The 15,047-nt window shown below is 71.7% G+C and carries 17 protein-coding genes; 11 read left to right on the top strand and 6 right to left on the bottom strand.

What is annotated here, in order from left to right; translation table 11 throughout:
• Nucleotides 1-72: 72 nt before the first annotated feature.
• The 4 genes from pstC to MMF94_RS35800 all read right to left on the bottom strand — a co-directional run bounded on the left by pstC (nucleotide 73) and on the right by MMF94_RS35800 (nucleotide 4,222).
• Nucleotides 73-1,026: a phosphate ABC transporter permease subunit PstC gene (gene pstC, locus MMF94_RS35815; protein WP_241041902.1), complete on the bottom strand. Its 954-nt coding sequence runs from the start codon at nucleotides 1,024-1,026 to the stop codon at nucleotides 73-75.
• Nucleotides 1,027-1,122: 96 nt separating this feature from the next.
• Entirely contained in the window at nucleotides 1,123-2,232 is a 1,110-nt protein-coding gene (pstS, locus tag MMF94_RS35810; protein ID WP_379660550.1) for a phosphate ABC transporter substrate-binding protein PstS, read from the bottom strand.
• 243 nt (nucleotides 2,233-2,475) lie between these two features.
• The gene (mshD, locus tag MMF94_RS35805) at nucleotides 2,476-3,381 is read right to left on the bottom strand and encodes a mycothiol synthase (RefSeq protein ID WP_277398894.1); all 906 of its coding nucleotides are present in this window, start codon (nucleotides 3,379-3,381) and stop codon (nucleotides 2,476-2,478) included.
• Nucleotides 3,382-3,439: 58 nt separating this feature from the next.
• Nucleotides 3,440-4,222 (bottom strand): winged helix-turn-helix transcriptional regulator, encoded by a 783-nt coding sequence (locus MMF94_RS35800; protein ID WP_241041900.1) that lies wholly within the window; start codon nucleotides 4,220-4,222, stop codon nucleotides 3,440-3,442.
• Between the two features lie 141 nt (nucleotides 4,223-4,363).
• On the opposite strand from MMF94_RS35800, the gene MMF94_RS35795 reads away from it, so the two are divergent.
• The 8 genes from MMF94_RS35795 to MMF94_RS35765 all read left to right on the top strand — a co-directional run bounded on the left by MMF94_RS35795 (nucleotide 4,364) and on the right by MMF94_RS35765 (nucleotide 9,162).
• On the top strand, nucleotides 4,364-5,233 hold the full coding sequence (locus MMF94_RS35795) for an alpha/beta hydrolase family protein (RefSeq protein WP_241041899.1): 870 nt from the start codon (nucleotides 4,364-4,366) through the stop codon (nucleotides 5,231-5,233).
• Nucleotides 5,230-6,018 (top strand): LmeA family phospholipid-binding protein, encoded by a 789-nt coding sequence (locus tag MMF94_RS35790; protein WP_241041898.1) that lies wholly within the window; start codon nucleotides 5,230-5,232, stop codon nucleotides 6,016-6,018. The genes MMF94_RS35795 and MMF94_RS35790 overlap by 4 nt, the downstream gene beginning before the upstream one ends.
• Nucleotides 6,019-6,076: 58 nt before the next feature.
• The gene (locus tag MMF94_RS35785) at nucleotides 6,077-6,514 is read left to right on the top strand and encodes a thioredoxin family protein (protein WP_241041897.1); all 438 of its coding nucleotides are present in this window, start codon (nucleotides 6,077-6,079) and stop codon (nucleotides 6,512-6,514) included.
• 182 nt (nucleotides 6,515-6,696) lie between these two features.
• Nucleotides 6,697-7,161 carry a DUF4395 domain-containing protein gene (locus MMF94_RS35780; RefSeq protein WP_241041896.1) on the top strand — a complete coding sequence of 155 codons (465 nt, stop codon included), beginning with the start codon at nucleotides 6,697-6,699 and terminating at the stop codon, nucleotides 7,159-7,161.
• Nucleotides 7,158-7,997, top strand: a complete 840-nt coding sequence (locus MMF94_RS35775; RefSeq protein ID WP_241041895.1) for a sulfurtransferase — start codon at nucleotides 7,158-7,160, stop codon at nucleotides 7,995-7,997. Before MMF94_RS35780 ends, MMF94_RS35775 begins: the two co-directional genes overlap by 4 nt.
• A complete protein-coding gene (locus MMF94_RS35770) occupies nucleotides 7,997-8,296 on the top strand; it encodes a DUF1416 domain-containing protein (protein WP_241041894.1) in 300 nt (99 codons plus the stop codon). Before MMF94_RS35775 ends, MMF94_RS35770 begins: the two co-directional genes overlap by 1 nt.
• Nucleotides 8,297-8,407: 111 nt before the next feature.
• Nucleotides 8,408-8,539, top strand: a complete 132-nt coding sequence (locus MMF94_RS43465; protein WP_277398893.1) for a hypothetical protein — start codon at nucleotides 8,408-8,410, stop codon at nucleotides 8,537-8,539.
• A gap of 29 nt (nucleotides 8,540-8,568) precedes the next feature.
• Entirely contained in the window at nucleotides 8,569-9,162 is a 594-nt protein-coding gene (locus MMF94_RS35765) for a heme-binding beta-barrel domain-containing protein (RefSeq protein ID WP_241041931.1), read from the top strand.
• Between the two features lie 193 nt (nucleotides 9,163-9,355).
• On the opposite strand, the gene MMF94_RS35760 is transcribed toward MMF94_RS35765, so the two are convergent.
• Together MMF94_RS35760 and MMF94_RS35755 are read right to left on the bottom strand one after the other, a co-directional pair.
• Nucleotides 9,356-10,441, bottom strand: coding sequence for a hypothetical protein (locus MMF94_RS35760; protein WP_241041893.1), 1,086 nt, complete (start codon nucleotides 10,439-10,441; stop codon nucleotides 9,356-9,358).
• A gap of 45 nt (nucleotides 10,442-10,486) precedes the next feature.
• A complete protein-coding gene (locus MMF94_RS35755) occupies nucleotides 10,487-11,902 on the bottom strand; it encodes a hypothetical protein (protein WP_241041892.1) in 1,416 nt (471 codons plus the stop codon).
• Between the two features lie 189 nt (nucleotides 11,903-12,091).
• On the opposite strand from MMF94_RS35755, the gene MMF94_RS35750 reads away from it, so the two are divergent.
• From MMF94_RS35750 to MMF94_RS35740, 3 genes are all read left to right on the top strand, one after another.
• Nucleotides 12,092-12,553, top strand: coding sequence for a Fur family transcriptional regulator (locus tag MMF94_RS35750; protein WP_241041891.1), 462 nt, complete (start codon nucleotides 12,092-12,094; stop codon nucleotides 12,551-12,553).
• Nucleotides 12,550-13,635, top strand: a complete 1,086-nt coding sequence (gene ygfZ, locus MMF94_RS35745) for a CAF17-like 4Fe-4S cluster assembly/insertion protein YgfZ (RefSeq protein WP_241041890.1) — start codon at nucleotides 12,550-12,552, stop codon at nucleotides 13,633-13,635. The genes MMF94_RS35750 and ygfZ overlap by 4 nt, the downstream gene beginning before the upstream one ends.
• Before the next feature lie 93 nt (nucleotides 13,636-13,728).
• The gene (locus MMF94_RS35740) at nucleotides 13,729-14,925 is read left to right on the top strand and encodes an MFS transporter (RefSeq protein WP_241041889.1); all 1,197 of its coding nucleotides are present in this window, start codon (nucleotides 13,729-13,731) and stop codon (nucleotides 14,923-14,925) included.
• The last annotated feature ends 122 nt before the right edge of the window (nucleotides 14,926-15,047 follow it).

The raw sequence follows: 15,047 nt of genomic DNA, 5'->3' as shown, positions 1-15,047 counted from the left end.
TGACCAGTGACGGTGCCTGCGCAGGAGCCTTCGTGGCCTGCGAGCCCTGTGAGCGCTCGGTGTCGATCGACATCAGTTGGCCCCCGAGAACTCACGACGACGGTTGATGATGTAGCGGGCGAGCGCGTTGACCAGCAGGGTGATCACGAACAGCACGAGGCCGGACGCGATGAGCGTGTTGACGGCCAGCCCCGTGGAGTCGGGGAACTGCAGCGCGATGTTGCCGGCGATCGTCGACGGGTTGTCCGAGCTGATCAGGTTGAACGTGACGGCGCCGGAGGCGGACAGGATGATCGCCACCGCCATCGTCTCGCCGAGCGCACGCCCGAGACCGAGCATCGAGCCGCTGATGATCCCCGACCGGCCGAACGGCAGAACAGCCATCCGGATCATCTCCCAGCGGGTGGCGCCCAGCGCGAGCGCCGCCTCCTCGTGCAGCTTGGGCGTCTGCAGGAAGACCTCGCGAGCCACCGCGGTGATGATCGGCAGGATCATCACCGCGAGCGTGACGCCGACCACCAGCATCGTGCGGCCCGTGACCGACACCGGGCCGGCGAAGAAGGGGATCCACCCGAGGTAGGTGTTGAGCCAGGTGGACACACCGATCGTGGCGGGCGCGAGTACGGCCACACCCCACAGGCCGTAGACGATGCTGGGCACCGCGGCGAGCAGGTCGATCAGGTAACCGAGGCCTTGTGCGAGCCTGCGCGGTGCGTAGTGCGTGATGAACAGCGCGATCGCGACGGCCAGCGGCGTGGCCAGTACGAGCGCGATCAGCGCGGCGAGGATCGTGCCGAACACCAGCGGGCCGATGTAAGCGACGAGGGTCTTCCCGCCCGGCAGGTCGGCGGGTGACGCGACGATCGCGGGCATGGCCTGCAGGATCAGGAATGCGGCGACCCCGGCCAGCACCACAAGGATCAGGATTCCGGCCCCCTTCGCGGAGCCGGCGAAAATGCGGTCACCCAACTGCAGCACCGGCTTGGGCGGCGCCTTCGGAGTGACCTTCTCAGTTGTTGTGGTCACGGCATCCCCTCTGCGGGTGGTGCAAGGAACACCGACAGGACCGGGTGGCTGTCATGGTGACAATCACCCGGTCCTGTCGGCTATGTGATGTACGGCTCAAGATCCCGCGGCGATGGCGTTGATTGCCGGGGTGATCTGGCTGCGGAGGGAGTCGCTGAGCGGAGCGGCCCCGGCCTTGTCGGCGGCGAGGGACTGGCCGTCAGCGCCGACCACGTAGCTCAGGTAGGCCTTCACGAGGTCCGCCGTGGGGGCGTCCGGGTACTTCGAGCAGGCCAGGAGGTAGGACACGAGCACGATCGGGTAGGTGCCCGACGCGGTGGTGTCGCGGGCGAGCTTGTAGGCGAAGACGGACGGGCCCTGGCCCTCGACCCGCGGAGAGGCCTCGAGCACGGCGGCGGCGGCCTCGGGGCTGGCGCCGACGTACTCCGAGCCCACCTTCACCTTGACCTGGCTGATGTCGCGAGCCTGGCTCTCGTCGGCGTAACCGATCGAGCCGTTGCCGGCCTTCACCGCGCCGACGACACCCGAGGTGCCCTGGGCGGCCTCCCCGCCCTGCACGGGCCAGCTATCGCTGACGTCGTACGGCCACGACGAGGCGGCGGCCACCTTCAGGTAGTCAGCGAAGTTCTGCGTGGTGCCGGACTTGTCCGAGCGGTTGACCGGCGTGATCGCCAGGTCGGGCAGCGAGGCGCCGGGGTTGTCGGCGGCGATCGCCGGGTCGTTCCACTTGCTGATCTTCCGGTCGAAGATCTGCGCGATCGTGGCCGGGGCGAGCTGCAGGTTGGTGACGCCCGGGACGTTGTAGATCACCGCGATCGGCGAGACGTAGGCCGGCACCTCGACGACGTCGCTCTTGCAACGCGTGTTGGCCTGGGTGATCTCCTCGGGCTTGAGGTAGGCGTCGCTACCGGCGAACGCGACACCGCCACCGAGGAACTGGGTACGTCCCGCACCGGATCCGCTGGGGTCGTACGTGATGTTCGCGTCGGCGTTCTGGCCCGTGAACGTGGCGATCCACGCTTCCTGGGCGGCCTGCTGCGAGCTGGCGCCGGCACCGGCGATCGTTCCGGAGACGCTCTGCGCAGCCGACGCACCAGCACCACCCGACGGAGCCGACTCGTTGGCGGCTCCACAGCCGGCGATCAGCATGGCGCCGCTGGCGGCAATGCCCACCGCGGCGATTCGGGCACGCGAGCCGTGCCGCACGGTCTTCACCTGAGTTCCTCCGTCATGAGTTCCCGTGACCGGGCACGCGCGGCTCGGGGTGGCCGCACGAGGCGACGGTAAGGAAGCGGAGTGGACGCACTCCCCCGTTCAGGTAAACGGGAAATGAACAGCAGATAGGCGCTAGGTCATGACTCTCTCAAGAACCGCGCCGTGATCTAGTCGTGACCTGCACCAATGTGATCGGCCGCAGTGCCGCCTTGGTTGCCAGAGGGTGAACGATTGTCACCGCGCGTAAGAAACATCGGTGTTCGAGACGGCGAAACCGAGGCGCTCGTAGACCCGCACCGCGGCCGTGTTGTCGGCCTCGACGTAGAGCATCACCCGGGTCAGGCCGCGGTCGCGCAGATGGTGGAGCCCGGCCAGGGTGAGCGCCTCACCGAGCCGCCTGCCCCACGCCGCGGGATCCACGCCGAGCACGTACACCTCACCGATCGGTTCCGGTCCGTGCTCTCCCGGCCCGTGCACCTTCGTCCAGTGGTAGCCGAGCAGCCGGTCGGACTCGTCGACGGCCAGCAGGAACCCCGCGGGATCGAACCAGGGCTCGGCCTCGCGCACCTTGACCTGCTCCACGTCCCAGCCGCCCTGCTCGGGGTGCCAGTCGAACGCCGCGTTGTTGACGCGCAGGAACTCGGCCTCGTCGGCACCGACCACGAACGGGCGCACCCGCACGTCGTCAGGGAACGTCAGCGCGGCGAGCGGGGTGAGCAGGCTGCGGCTCATCTGCCACAAGGTCCGCGCCGGGCTGAACCCGAGACGCTCGGCGACGGCCACCGCGCCGGGAAGCTGACCGTGGGCCCACACGCGCAGGTGGCCCCCGGTGCGCTCCAGCAGCGCCTCGACGATGCGGGTGCCCAGTCCCCCGCGGCGGTGGTGGGGATGCACGGTCAGTTCGGCGACGCCGCCGGTCTCCGTGTCGTCCGCGCCCGCCGGGTCGAGGTGCGCGAACCCGACGACCTGACCGTGCCCGTCGCGAGCGAGCAGGTGGACGGTGGAGTCGTCGGACAGGTGCAGGAGCACGTGCTCGCCCAGCGGCGCGACGCCGTCGGCGTCCATGGCGGCGGTGACGAGGGCGGTGACCTCATTGATCTCCGACCCGGTCAATCCGGCATGCCACGACAGCTCGGTCATGTCGCCCGACGCTACCCCTGAGACCACCGCCGCGGTGGGGCTCGCGGCCCCGCGATGATCACGCCATGCCGGCGACACCCGACACCCGGCCCGGGACCTGGTCGCTCTCCTCTGCGTCGTCGCTGCCACCGTCGTCCTCGACGACGCTGACCGTGGACGCCGCGCTCAGCGCACCACGGCTGGGCCGGACGAACTTGTAGCCGACGTTGCGCACGGTGCCGATCATCTGCTCGTGCTCCGTGCCGAGCTTCGCCCGCAGGCGCCGCACGTGGACGTCGACGGTGCGCGTGCCCCCGAAGAAGTCGTAGCCCCACACCTCCTGCAGGAGCTGCGCGCGGGTGAAGACCCGTCCGGCGTGCTGCGCGAGGTACTTGAGCAGCTCGAACTCCTTGTAGGTGAGCTCGAGGAGCCGGCCGCGCAGACGCGCCGCGTAGGTGGCCTCGTCGATGACCAGCTCGCCGAGCACCAGCGCTCCACCCTCGCGGCCGTTGTCGCCGCCGGGACGCGACTTGAGCAGCCGCAGGCGGGCGTCCACCTCGGCGGGACCGGCGCCGGGCAGCAGGATCTCGTCGACGACCCACTCCCCGGAGACCGCTACCAGCCCGCCCTCGGTGAGCACCGCGACGACCGGGACGTCCATGCCGGTGCTGCCCAGCAGCCGGCACAGACTGCGGGCGGCAACGAGGTCGGTGCGCGCATCCACGAGCACTGCGTCGTGCGGGCCGGCGTCGAGGAGCGCGGCCACCTCGGGCGCTGCCGTGCGGACCCCGTGGGGGAGCAGGGTGAGAGCCGGCAGCACGGCCCCGGGATCGGGATCGGCGGTCAGCAGAAGGAGTTCCACGTGGTGCCTCCTTTCCACACCGGAAGTCGAGGCGCCCGGTGCGGCGCCGCTCGACCGTTCACGGCGGGCGCCTTTGACGCACCGTTCACACCCGCGCGACCCGGTCGGAACACACCACGCGGATCGATGCAGGATAACCGGGTGAGGGCCGATGGCACGAGCAGCGCGGCGGAGGTCACGCCGCATGCGGTGGACGTGACCAGTGCCGACGGTGTACGTCTCTCCGGCATCCATCTCCCGGGTCCGGGAGGAGACACGGCGATCGCGGTGTGCCACGGATTCACCCACCACACCCGCCATTCCTCCACCCGGCCAGTGCTCGCGGCCCTGAGCCTCGACGCCCCCGTGGTGGCCGTGGACATGCGGGGACACGGGCGGTCCGGAGGCCGCAGCACCGTCGGCGACAGCGAACTGCTCGACCTCGACGCGGCGGTCAGGTGGGCCCGCGCCGCCGGCTACTCGCGAGTCGCGACGGCCGGCTTCTCCCTGGGTGCCGCCGTAGCGCTGCGGCATGCCACGGTCACGGGGACCTCGCGGCCCGACGCGGTCGTCGCGGTCAGCGGCCCCGCCCGCTGGTACTCCCGGGAGACACCGGCGATGCGGCGCGTGCACTGGCTGCTGGAACAGCCGCACGGGCGGGCCGTCGCGCGCCTCCTCGGCGTGCGCCTCGACTCGTCGTGGGAGGTGGTCCCGCCGTCCCCTGTGGAGGTCGTCGCCGACGTCGCGCCCGTGCCGCTGCTACTGGTGCACTTCACCGGTGACCGGTACTTCTCGGCCGCGCACGCGCAGGCCCTGACAGCGGCTTCCGGCGGTCACGCACAGCTGTGGACCGAGCCCGGCGCGGGCCACGGTGAGAGCGGCACCGGCCCCGAGCTCGCGGCGCGGATCGCCCGATGGGCGCTCGCCGCGGCGAGAACAGGCAGCCCGGGCGAACTCACCAGGAGCGACGGCTCTACGGTCGGACCCCGCACCCCGGCAGAACGCCGGGCACCAGGGTCGGAGGTCGGATGAGGCGGGTCGTCATCGGGCTGCTCGTGCTGGTCGGGTTGCTCGTGGCCGTCGACTACGGATCCGCCGCGCTCGCCGAGTCGGCCGTGTCGCGGCAGATGCGGGAACAGATCGGGCTCGCGGACGACCCGTCCGTGCGTATCAACGGCTTCCCGTTCCTCACGCAGGCGGTGTCCGGCCACTACCGCAGCATCGACGTCGACGCGACCCGTATCCACCTCGGGGAGCTGCAGGAGCTCGACGTCTCCGCGCAGCTGCGCGACGTCGAGGCGCCGCTGTCGATGATCCTGGGCTCCGGCCCGAAGACGCTGCGCGTGAGCGAGGCGGAGGGCACCGTGCGTGTGTCGGCCACCGACGTGCAACGCCTTCTTCCCGGCATCAAGGACCTGCGCATCGACACGCTCGACGACGAGGCGCTGGAGCAGGTCGTCGACGACGGCGGCGACGCGTCGCTCGCGGATCTCGACCCCGACCACGCCGCACGGTTCTCGGGCACCGCCACGTTCCTCGGCCAGAAGGAGGACGTGTCGGTGATCGCGGTCCTGCAGCTCGAGTCCGGCCAGGCGGAGATCATCCCGCGCGACATCCGGCTCGGCGAGGACCAGAAGCCGCTCCCGCAGGCCCAGCAGCGCACGCTGCAGCAGCTGTTCACCGTGCGCATCGATCCCGGCTCGCTGCCCCTGCAGATCACCCCGACGTCGCTCAAGGCGGACAACGGGACGCTGGAGATCAGCGGCGAGGCCAAGGACCTCACCCTCGGCGCCGGCGGCGCCCCGGCGTCCTCCTGAGGGTCGGCAACGCTCCTTTCGGGGAGTAACGAGCACCACTGCCGTGTTGGAGACGGACGTGATCGACGCTGCAGGAGTCTGGGCGCTCGTGGCCACGCTCGGGCTCGCTACGGCGGTGGGCCTGGTGCTGCGTTTCCGCAACGGGCGGTTGCGCACCGGTGGCAGCGCCGCCGGCGGGTGGGCGCTGGCCGGGGCCGCCTCAAGCGGTTCGGACCGGGTGCTCCTGCTGCAGCTGTCCTCGCCCGTCTGCAGCCCGTGCCGGCAGACGGCCGCGCTGCTGACCGAGCTCTGCTCCCGCCGCCCCGGCGTGGTACACCGCGAGATCGACGTCGCCGAGCGGCCGGACGTCGCCCGCGAACTCTCGGTGATGCGGACTCCCACGGTGGTGGCCTTCGGACCCGACGGGTCCGAGCTGCTGCGCGTCTCGGGCGTGCCGCGGCTGCCGGAGCTGGAAGCCGCGATCGCGCCCGGCCTCGCCGGTGCTTCTCCGGCGTAATGTCCGGACCTTTGCTTTCGTCCTCGGAGCGCAGCTGCCGAAAGTGGCCGACCTCGGCTACCCTCGCGTCCGTGTGCTGGCCGCTGACCCGACGACGCGCAGTTGACCTGTGCCGCGTCGGGAGCTGCCTCTGTCGCACCTCCTGAGATACGCGTTCATTCGCACCGTCCTCAGGAGCATTCTTGTCCACATCCGCCATCCCCGCGCGCCGCGACCCGCCGGTCGATCCGCGCGGTGTCCGATTCTCGGCGGCGCTCACCACCGTCGTGCTCGCACTGGTGCTCGTCAGCGGCAGCGGCTGGCTGCTCGCCGCTCAGGCACTGGTGTTCGCACTCGGCTCGGTCGCCGGTCTCCGGTTCGCGCCGTACTCGGTGGTGTTCCGCACGCTCGTAGCGCCGCGTCTCGGCGCGCCCACGGAGAAGGAGGAGGCCGCTCCGGTGCGGTTCTCCCAGACCGTCGGGCTCGTGTTCGCCGTCGTCGGCGCCGCGGGGTACTTCGCGAACCTCACCGCGCTCGGCGTCATCGCCACCGCATTCGCGCTGGCCGCTGCCTTCCTCAACGCCGCCTTCGGCTTCTGCCTGGGCTGCGAGATGTACGGCCTGATCGCCCGTTTCCGGAAGAACAACCAACAGGGAGCCACCGCATGAGCCGCCAGGACGTCCTGGTCACAGCAGACTGGGCCGAGAAGAACCTCGGTACCGATGGGATCGTCTTCCTCGAGGTGGACGAGGACACCACCGCCTACGACGGTGGGCACCTGCCGGGCGCAATCAAGGTCAACTGGACGAGCGAGCTCCAGGACCCGGTGCGCCGCGACATCGTCAACAAGGAGCAGTTCGAGCAGCTGCTGTCCGCCAAGGGTGTCGGCAACGACGACACCGTCGTGCTCTACGGCGGCAACAACAACTGGTTCGCCGCCTACGCCTACTGGCAGTTCAAGCTCTACGGCCACCAGAACGTGAAGCTGCTCGACGGCGGGCGCAAGAAGTGGGAGCTCGACGGGCGCCCGCTCACCTCCGACGTCACCGAGCGCACCGCCACCAGCTACACCGCCCAGGAGCCGGACAACTCGATCCGCGCCTTCCGCGACGAGGTGGTCGAGGCGATCGGTGGCAAGAACCTGATCGACGTGCGCTCGCCCGACGAGTTCTCCGGCAAGATCCTCGCCCCGGCACACCTGCCGCAGGAGCAGTCCCAGCGGCCCGGCCACATCCCCTCCGCGATCAACATCCCGTGGAGCAAGGCGGCCAACGAGGACGGCACCTTCAAGTCCGACGACGAGCTCAAGAAGCTCTACGGCGACGCCGGCTACGACGAGAGCCGCTCGACGATCGCCTACTGCCGCATCGGCGAGCGCAGCTCCCACACGTGGGTCGTGCTGCACGAACTGCTCGGCTACGGCGACGTCAAGAACTACGACGGCAGCTGGACCGAGTACGGCTCGCTCATCGGCGTGCCGATCGAGCTGGGGGCGGGTCGCTGATGTGCGGAGCACCTGACCAGGCCGTCGCCCTCCCGCCGGGCACCGACCTGACCAAGGAGACCGTGCTCACCGGGCGTGTGCTGGCCGAGGGCCAGCCGGTCGGCGGCGCGTTCGTCCGGCTCCTCGACGCCTCCGGCGAGTTCACCGCGGAGGTCGTCGCCTCCGCCAGCGGGAGCTTCCGGTTCTTCGCGGCACCGGGCACGTGGACGCTGCGCGCGCTGTCCCGCTCGGGCAACGGCGAGACCGTGATCAGCGCCGACGGGCCCGGACTGCACCAGGCCGAGGTGGCCGTGGCGTAGGGCCACCGAGCATCGGGAAGAGCCCCGTGCACGCGACTCGTTCGCGGCTCGGGGCTCTTCCCGTATGGCGGGCCCAGCCCGCCGGCGTCGCACGCACTAGGCTGCCCGCCCGTGAACTGGTTCTTCTCCGGCCTGCTGATCGCGGCGAGCGCCGGCATCATCGGGTTCACCGGCTACCTGCTCCGGCGGCTCTTCACGACGGAGCCGGGTACCCCGGACATCAGCAGGGAGGTCGGCCCGTGACAGGACCGGACGCCGAGTCCCCACAGACGATCTCCGGGCCGGCCAACGCCGCCCCCGACTCCCCTCGCCGCAACCGGCCGCGGTTCGAGGACCTACCGGTCCCGGACGACACGGCCAACCTGCGAGAAGGCCCCGACCTGCACGAACAGTGCCTCGGCCTGCTCCCGCTGATCGGCGTGTGGCGCGGTGCCGGCGAAGTCGTCTATCCGACGATCGACGGGCCGTTCACCTACGGGCAGCAGCTCGTCTTCGCCCACGACGGGCGCCCGTTCGTGTCCTACGAGGCGAGGGCGTGGCTGCTGGGACCGGACGGCGAGGTGCTGCGGCCCGCGGCGCGAGAGGTCGGCTTCTGGCGGCCACAGCCGGACGGCGAGCTCGAGGTGCTCATCACACACGCCACGGGGATCAGCGAGATCTTCTACGGCCGCGCCCGCAACCTGACGTCCTGGGAGATCGAGACCGACGCGGTGGTGCGCACGGCCTCCGCCAAGGAGGTGTCGGCCTCGCACCGGCTGTACGGGCTCGTCGAGGGCGGCGACCTCGCCTACGTCGACGAGCGAGCGATGGAAGGACAGCCGCTGCAGCCGCACCTCTCGGCCCGGCTGAGCCGCATCGCGGGGTGAGCCCTAGTGTCGCGGAAACGGGGTTCCTTGCCCGGATCCGGTGTCCAGGCGACAGTGTCCCTGCGGGACACCCGCACCCGGGCAATCGCAAGGCGGATACCGCTGTTGGATCGGCGCCGACGACAACGCCGCGAGGCGCCGCCTGGGCTGCGCTGTCGTCGGAGGCGGGTAAGACGACCTCGTTTCCTCGGCACTAGTTCATAGGCGAAGCGGGCGTCACCAGGGCACGCACCTCGTCGACCGGGAGGCCGGCGAGCCGGGCGAGCTGCTCCGGACGCAGGCCGCTGCCGGCCAGCCGCTGCAGCACATCCTGGAGCTGGGTACGGCACGCTTCCAGCTCGGCGGCGGCACCGACCGCTCGTGCCGGATCGTCGAGGAGCACGGCGAGCAGCCTGTCCCGTGCGTCGGCGCGCGCAAAGGACGGCTGAGCCAGGGCGGGCGGGGCGGACGGCGCAGGCGGGGGCGGCGGCTGGGGCGGTGTCGACGCATCCGCGGGCCCGGGATCCGACGGGGTCGAGCCCCGGTCCACGCTGCCCAACCGCTGGTCGATCCGGTTGCCTTGGTCGGTCCCGTTGATCTTGTCGTCGATCCCGCTGCGATGCTCGATCCCGTTGCGCTTGGCCGCCGCGGCTCGCACGGCGAACGCCTGCGCGACCGCCGCGGCCACCGAGCGGCCGGACCCTGCAGTGTCGGCCGGGGAGGACCGTCGGCCCGCATCCGTGCGCCCGGCCGGATCCTGGCCGTTGGCCGGCTTCCAGGTCTTGCGACCGACGGTGTCGATGCCGTCGAGGCCGTCCAGCCCGGTGACGAGGTCCGGGGCGTCCGCTCCGACCGCGCCCAGTCCGACGACGGCGGATGCCTCGCCCGACGGCCGGTCCGCCGGACGAGCGACGGTGTCAGTGCCCGGGGTTCGGGTGAAGGTGTCCGACGGCGTCAGCGCATCGGGTCGCCCTCCCGCCACCGTCGTGGCCTGCTGCGCCGCTTGCGCAGCCGTGGCCGCGGCGACCTCCGCCGCCGCGAATGCCGGTGCCACGAAGAGGGGCGCCGGCTCCTGACGGCTCGGCCGGTCGAGGAACGACGGGGGCATCAGCGACGGCTCGGAGCGGACGGCGCGGTGCGCGGTGGCGCCGGGCCAGCCGTTCAGGCTCGGGTGTCTCAGGGGCGCGGCGCCGAAGGGGCGTCTGCGGCGCAGCGCGACCAGGATCAGCAGGATGATCGCGACGGCCACCATCACGGCCACACCCGCCGGGACCAGCCCGTTTGCCATGGGCAGTTGCATGACTGCGCACGGTAGTCCTTACCGGGTCACTGTGCGCAATCGTTGTCAGCCGGTGCGTGACGCCGACGGAGATCGTCCTGAGCGATCCGGACTACCCGCTCCACCGGGGCCTCCATCACCGCGCAGGCCGTCCTTGGCCTCGTCCGACCGTGGGTTCTTCTGCTCACCACGGTTTGGAGGTGCCCCTGGCGGGGAGCCGAATCGCCCCGCGTCCTGGGCCCCCGGAGGGCGAACCGAATTCACCTTGACGGTTGAGTCCACAGGGACGTTAGTGCGCCCCTGACCGTCGGTGACCGGAGCCGTGCCGGACTTCTCGGGAGGGCGGACTTGCGGCACCGCGGTGGTGCGTTCCGAAGCCTGCTGTTCGTCGCCAGGACGGCCGGCGACCGGACGGAACAGGTCGCCCGGTTCCGGCTCGGGCTCGGTGCTGGGACGCATCGATCCGGACTGCTCGACGGACGACACGACCGCCTGATAGCCGCCGGTCGGCAGGCGGTGTGCCGCGGTCTTGCCCTGCGACGGAGAGGACGAGGAACCGCGATCGGCACCGGAGGATGTGTTCGCGCCGGACTCGCCGCGCGCGGCCGCGGGCGACGGGCTGCGCGAGTCGCTCTGCGCGGCGGCCGGCTCGGCCTTGGGGCTCGCAGGGGCGTCGGGGCGGGTCGCCGGCCGGTTGGCCGAAGGCTCACCCCCGCCCGTACCACCCGGAGCCGCCGACCCGCTCCGGGCCGGTGCGGCGGGCGGACGGGACGGACCACCCTGAGTGGGACGTGCGGGGCCGCCGTCGGCCTGCGACGCACCGGCGCTGCGGCCGGCCGGGGCAGGCGGCGGAGAGGCGGGGCGGGCACTGGAGGCCGGGCCGCCCGTGGAAGACGCCGGCGCCGGACCTGGCTTGGGCGCGCCGGAGCCGTCGCGCTGCCGGGCCGCAGGGGACGGGGCTCCCTCACGGGGTGGGAGGGTGATCCGGGCGGTGGGCGCCGCGAGCAGGCCTTCGAGCTGGCCACGCATGCGGGTGAGCTCGGCGAGCACGGCGTCGCGCTGGCGGACCATGTCGGCGAGCTGTGCCCGGACGGTCTCCTGCTCGGCGCGCGCGGCGGCGTGGGCCTTCTTGCGGATCTCCGCGGCCTCGTCCTCGGCGGCCTGCAGGATGCTCTGCATGCGATCGGTGAAACTGCCGATCATGTCCGGCGACTCGCCGGGCGGCACGGGCCCGCCGGGCCGTGGCCGCGGCGTGGGGCGCGGCCGCGCACCGGGCGGAGCCTGCTGGCCGGGCCCAGGGTGGCCGCCACCCTGCTGCGCAACGACCGGGAGAGGCTGGCTGCGCGCCAGTTCCAGGTCGGCCCGCATCCTGGCGATGACGCGCTGCAGACGGGCCACGTGCTCGTCCACCTGCCGGCGGTCGTAACCGCGAAGGACGACATCGAACCGTGGGGCGCCAGGCGCTCCCGCGTCAGTCGTCATCGTCGGCCCCTCCCGAGCGTATGGTCACCCTGCATTTCGCCGAGGGTAGGTAGATGGTCGCGGTCAGACTTGTCCGTTCACCCCTACGGAGTATACCGGGAGCGGAGACTCTCCCCGGGTGGGCGGTTCGGGCGCGACAGTGCGCGGTGTCCGAAACCACGACGCCGCCGACGGCCTACCATCAAGTTGATGGACACCCCGTCGATGCTCGATCCCGCCGGCGGATCATCGGCGCTACGCCGGACACTCCACCAGCGTGGCCTCCGAATGACCCCGCAACGGCAACTGGTGCTCGACGCCGTACGTGAGCTCGGGCACGCCACGCCGGAGCAGATCTGTGCGCAGGTCCAGCGGGCCGCGCCCGCGGTCAACATCACCACGATCTATCGCACGCTGGATCTGATGGAGCGCATCGGGCTGGTGCGGCACACGCACCTCGGCCACGGCGCACCCACCTACTCCGAGCAGGAACACGAGCACGTCCACCTGGTCTGCCACTCCTGCGGCACGGTCACCGAAGCCGCCACCGACCTGATGGACGACCTCGCGAACCGGTTGCGCAGCGAGATCGGTTTCGAGCTCGACGCCTCGCACATCGCCCTGTCCGGCACCTGCAGTGACTGCCGTCCCACATCTTCGGAGCTGTCATGAACGCGCACGAGGAGACGCTTCCCGGCGCCGACTCCGACCCCCAGGTTCCCGCCCACCGCGGCGATCCGCTGGCAGAGCAGCGGGCCATGGCCCGAACAGCCGCTGTGGTCGACCGTGGGCACCGCGGCGTCATCGCCGTGACGGGCGAGGACCGGCTGAGCTGGCTGCACCTGCTGCTCACCCAGCACGTGAGCGAACTGCCCGCCGACACCGGCACCGAGGCGCTCGTGCTCGACATCAACGGGCGCGTGCTGCACCACATGGTGGTCGCGCACACCCGCGACACCGTCTACCTCGACACCGAGCCCGGCGACGTCCCCGAATTGCTCGCCTACCTCCAGAAGATGGTGTTCTGGTCGAAGGTCGAGCCTCGCGACGCCACCGACGAGCTGGCGGTTCTCAGTGTCGTCGGACCGGCCACGGCCGACGTGCTGGCGGCGGCGGGAGTCGACGTTCCGGAGACACACGGCGCGCTGGCACTGCCCGACGGGGGCGTGATGCGACGGATGCCGTGGCCGGGCACCGACGCGGCGGACCTGCTCGTTCCGCGGGACGCTCTGTCCACATGGTGGGAGCGGCTCGTGGCCGCCGGTGCGCGACCGGCGGGCACCATGGCGTTCGAGGCGCTGCGCGTGGAGGCCCTGCGACCCCGGCTGCACGTCGACACCGACGACCGCACCATCCCCCACGAGGTGGGCTGGATCGGCTCGGCCGTGCACCTGACGAAGGGCTGCTACCGCGGCCAGGAGACGGTCGCGCGGGTGGCGAACCTCGGCCGCCCACCGCGTCGGCTCGTGTTGCTGCACCTCGACGGGGGTGACGAGCGCCTGCCAATGCCCGGCGACCCGGTGGTGCGCGACGGCCGGCCGGTCGGCAGGGCGGGCACGGTTGTGCTGCACCACGAGCTCGGCCCGGTGGCGCTGGCCCTGGTCAAACGGTCGGTTCCGGTGGACGCCGAACTGGTGGCCGGGGTCGACGACCGGATCGCACCGGCCGCGATCGACCCCACCTCGGTGCCGCCGGAGGACGACACGCCCCCACCCGGGCGCGCGGCCCAGATCAGAAGCGGACTGCGAGGCTGACCAGGGCGGACCTGCGCTCGGTGCCGCGTCCCACAGTCCACCCCATGGGAAAGATCTCCTGACCAGCGGGACGCCCGCGTACGGTCGGATCGCGTGGGGACGGACAGCGGGTACCGATGGGTGGTGCTCGCGGTGGGAACCGTCGCGCAGGCCGCCACAGCCACCTACTTCCTCGGTCTCTCCGCCGTCACCCCCGCCCTTCGTGACCACTTCGGGCTCGGCCTGGCGGGCGTCGGCGCGCTGATCGGCGCGATCTCGGTCGGTCTCGTCCTCACCCTGATCACATGGGGCGGCGCAGCCGACCGGTTCGGCGAGCGCGGTGTGATGACCATCGGACTGCTCGGCTCTGCCGCTGCACTGGGTGGCACGGCCCTCGCGAGCAACCCGGTCGTCGCCGGCGTGCTCCTCCTCCTCGCGGGGGCGTCCGGCGCGAGCGTGAACGCCGCCAGCGGCCGGGCGGTGCTCACCTGGTTCCCGACCGCGCGCCGGGGCATGGCCATGGCCGTCCGGCAGACGTCGGTGCCCATCGGCACGGCGCTCGCCGCGGTCTCGCTGCCCCCGATCTCGCGCGTGTGGGGCATTCCCGCGGTGTTCGTGGCTCTCGCCCTCACGTGTCTCGTCGCCGCGGTGGCGGTGGCGATCTGGGTGCGCGAACCGCCCGGACGACCCGCCCGTGGCACCCGCCCGACCACGAGCACCCTGGCCGTGATGGCCGACCGGCGGCTGCTCCGGCTCAGCCTGAGTGGGCTACTGCTCGTCGTGCCGCAGTTCCTCGGCTCGGTGTTCCTCGTCGAGGTGCTGCACGACGGCGCGGGCCTGTCTCTCGGCCTTGCCGGCGGGCTGCTGGCACTCGCCCAGGTACTGGGGGCGGCGGGCCGGCTGGGCAACGGCGTGTGGTCGGACAAGGTGGCGAGCAGGCTGGGACCGCTGCGCATCATCGCGCTGGCGTCCGCCGTCGGGTTCGGCCTGGCCGCGGCGCTGGAACCGGGCCCGGCGCCGCTGCTGGCCGCAATCCTCGTGCCTGCGGCCGCGACCGCCATCAGCTGGAACGGCCTGGTCTTCACCGCGGCGGGGGAGCTCGCGCCGCCGGACCGGGCCGCCACCGCGATGGCCGTGTCCAACACCGCCAACTACGTCGGGGCGGCGGCTGCGCCCGCCCTCGGCGGCCTGGTCGCCGAGATCGCCGGCCTGCCCGTGATGCTGGCGATGGGTGGCGCCGCTGCGCTGGCCGCGTTCGTCACACTGCGCCGGCTGGCCGAGCCCGTCATGCACCACCACGCCGACGCCTAGCAGCCCGGCGGCTTCCACCTGCGAACATCGCACCGTTCGTCATGCCGTGGGTTATCCGTGGCGCTTCGCGTCCCGCCGACATGGAGCGTCCGAAATCACACAACCGGTGCCACATCGCACAC

The organism is Pseudonocardia alaniniphila, assembly GCF_022524485.1.
In the GTDB taxonomy this organism is placed as follows: Bacteria; Actinomycetota; Actinomycetes; order Mycobacteriales; family Pseudonocardiaceae; genus Pseudonocardia; species Pseudonocardia alaniniphila.
The sequence above is the reverse complement of the archived record's forward strand: the minus strand, read 5'-3'. Positions and strand labels throughout refer to the sequence as shown.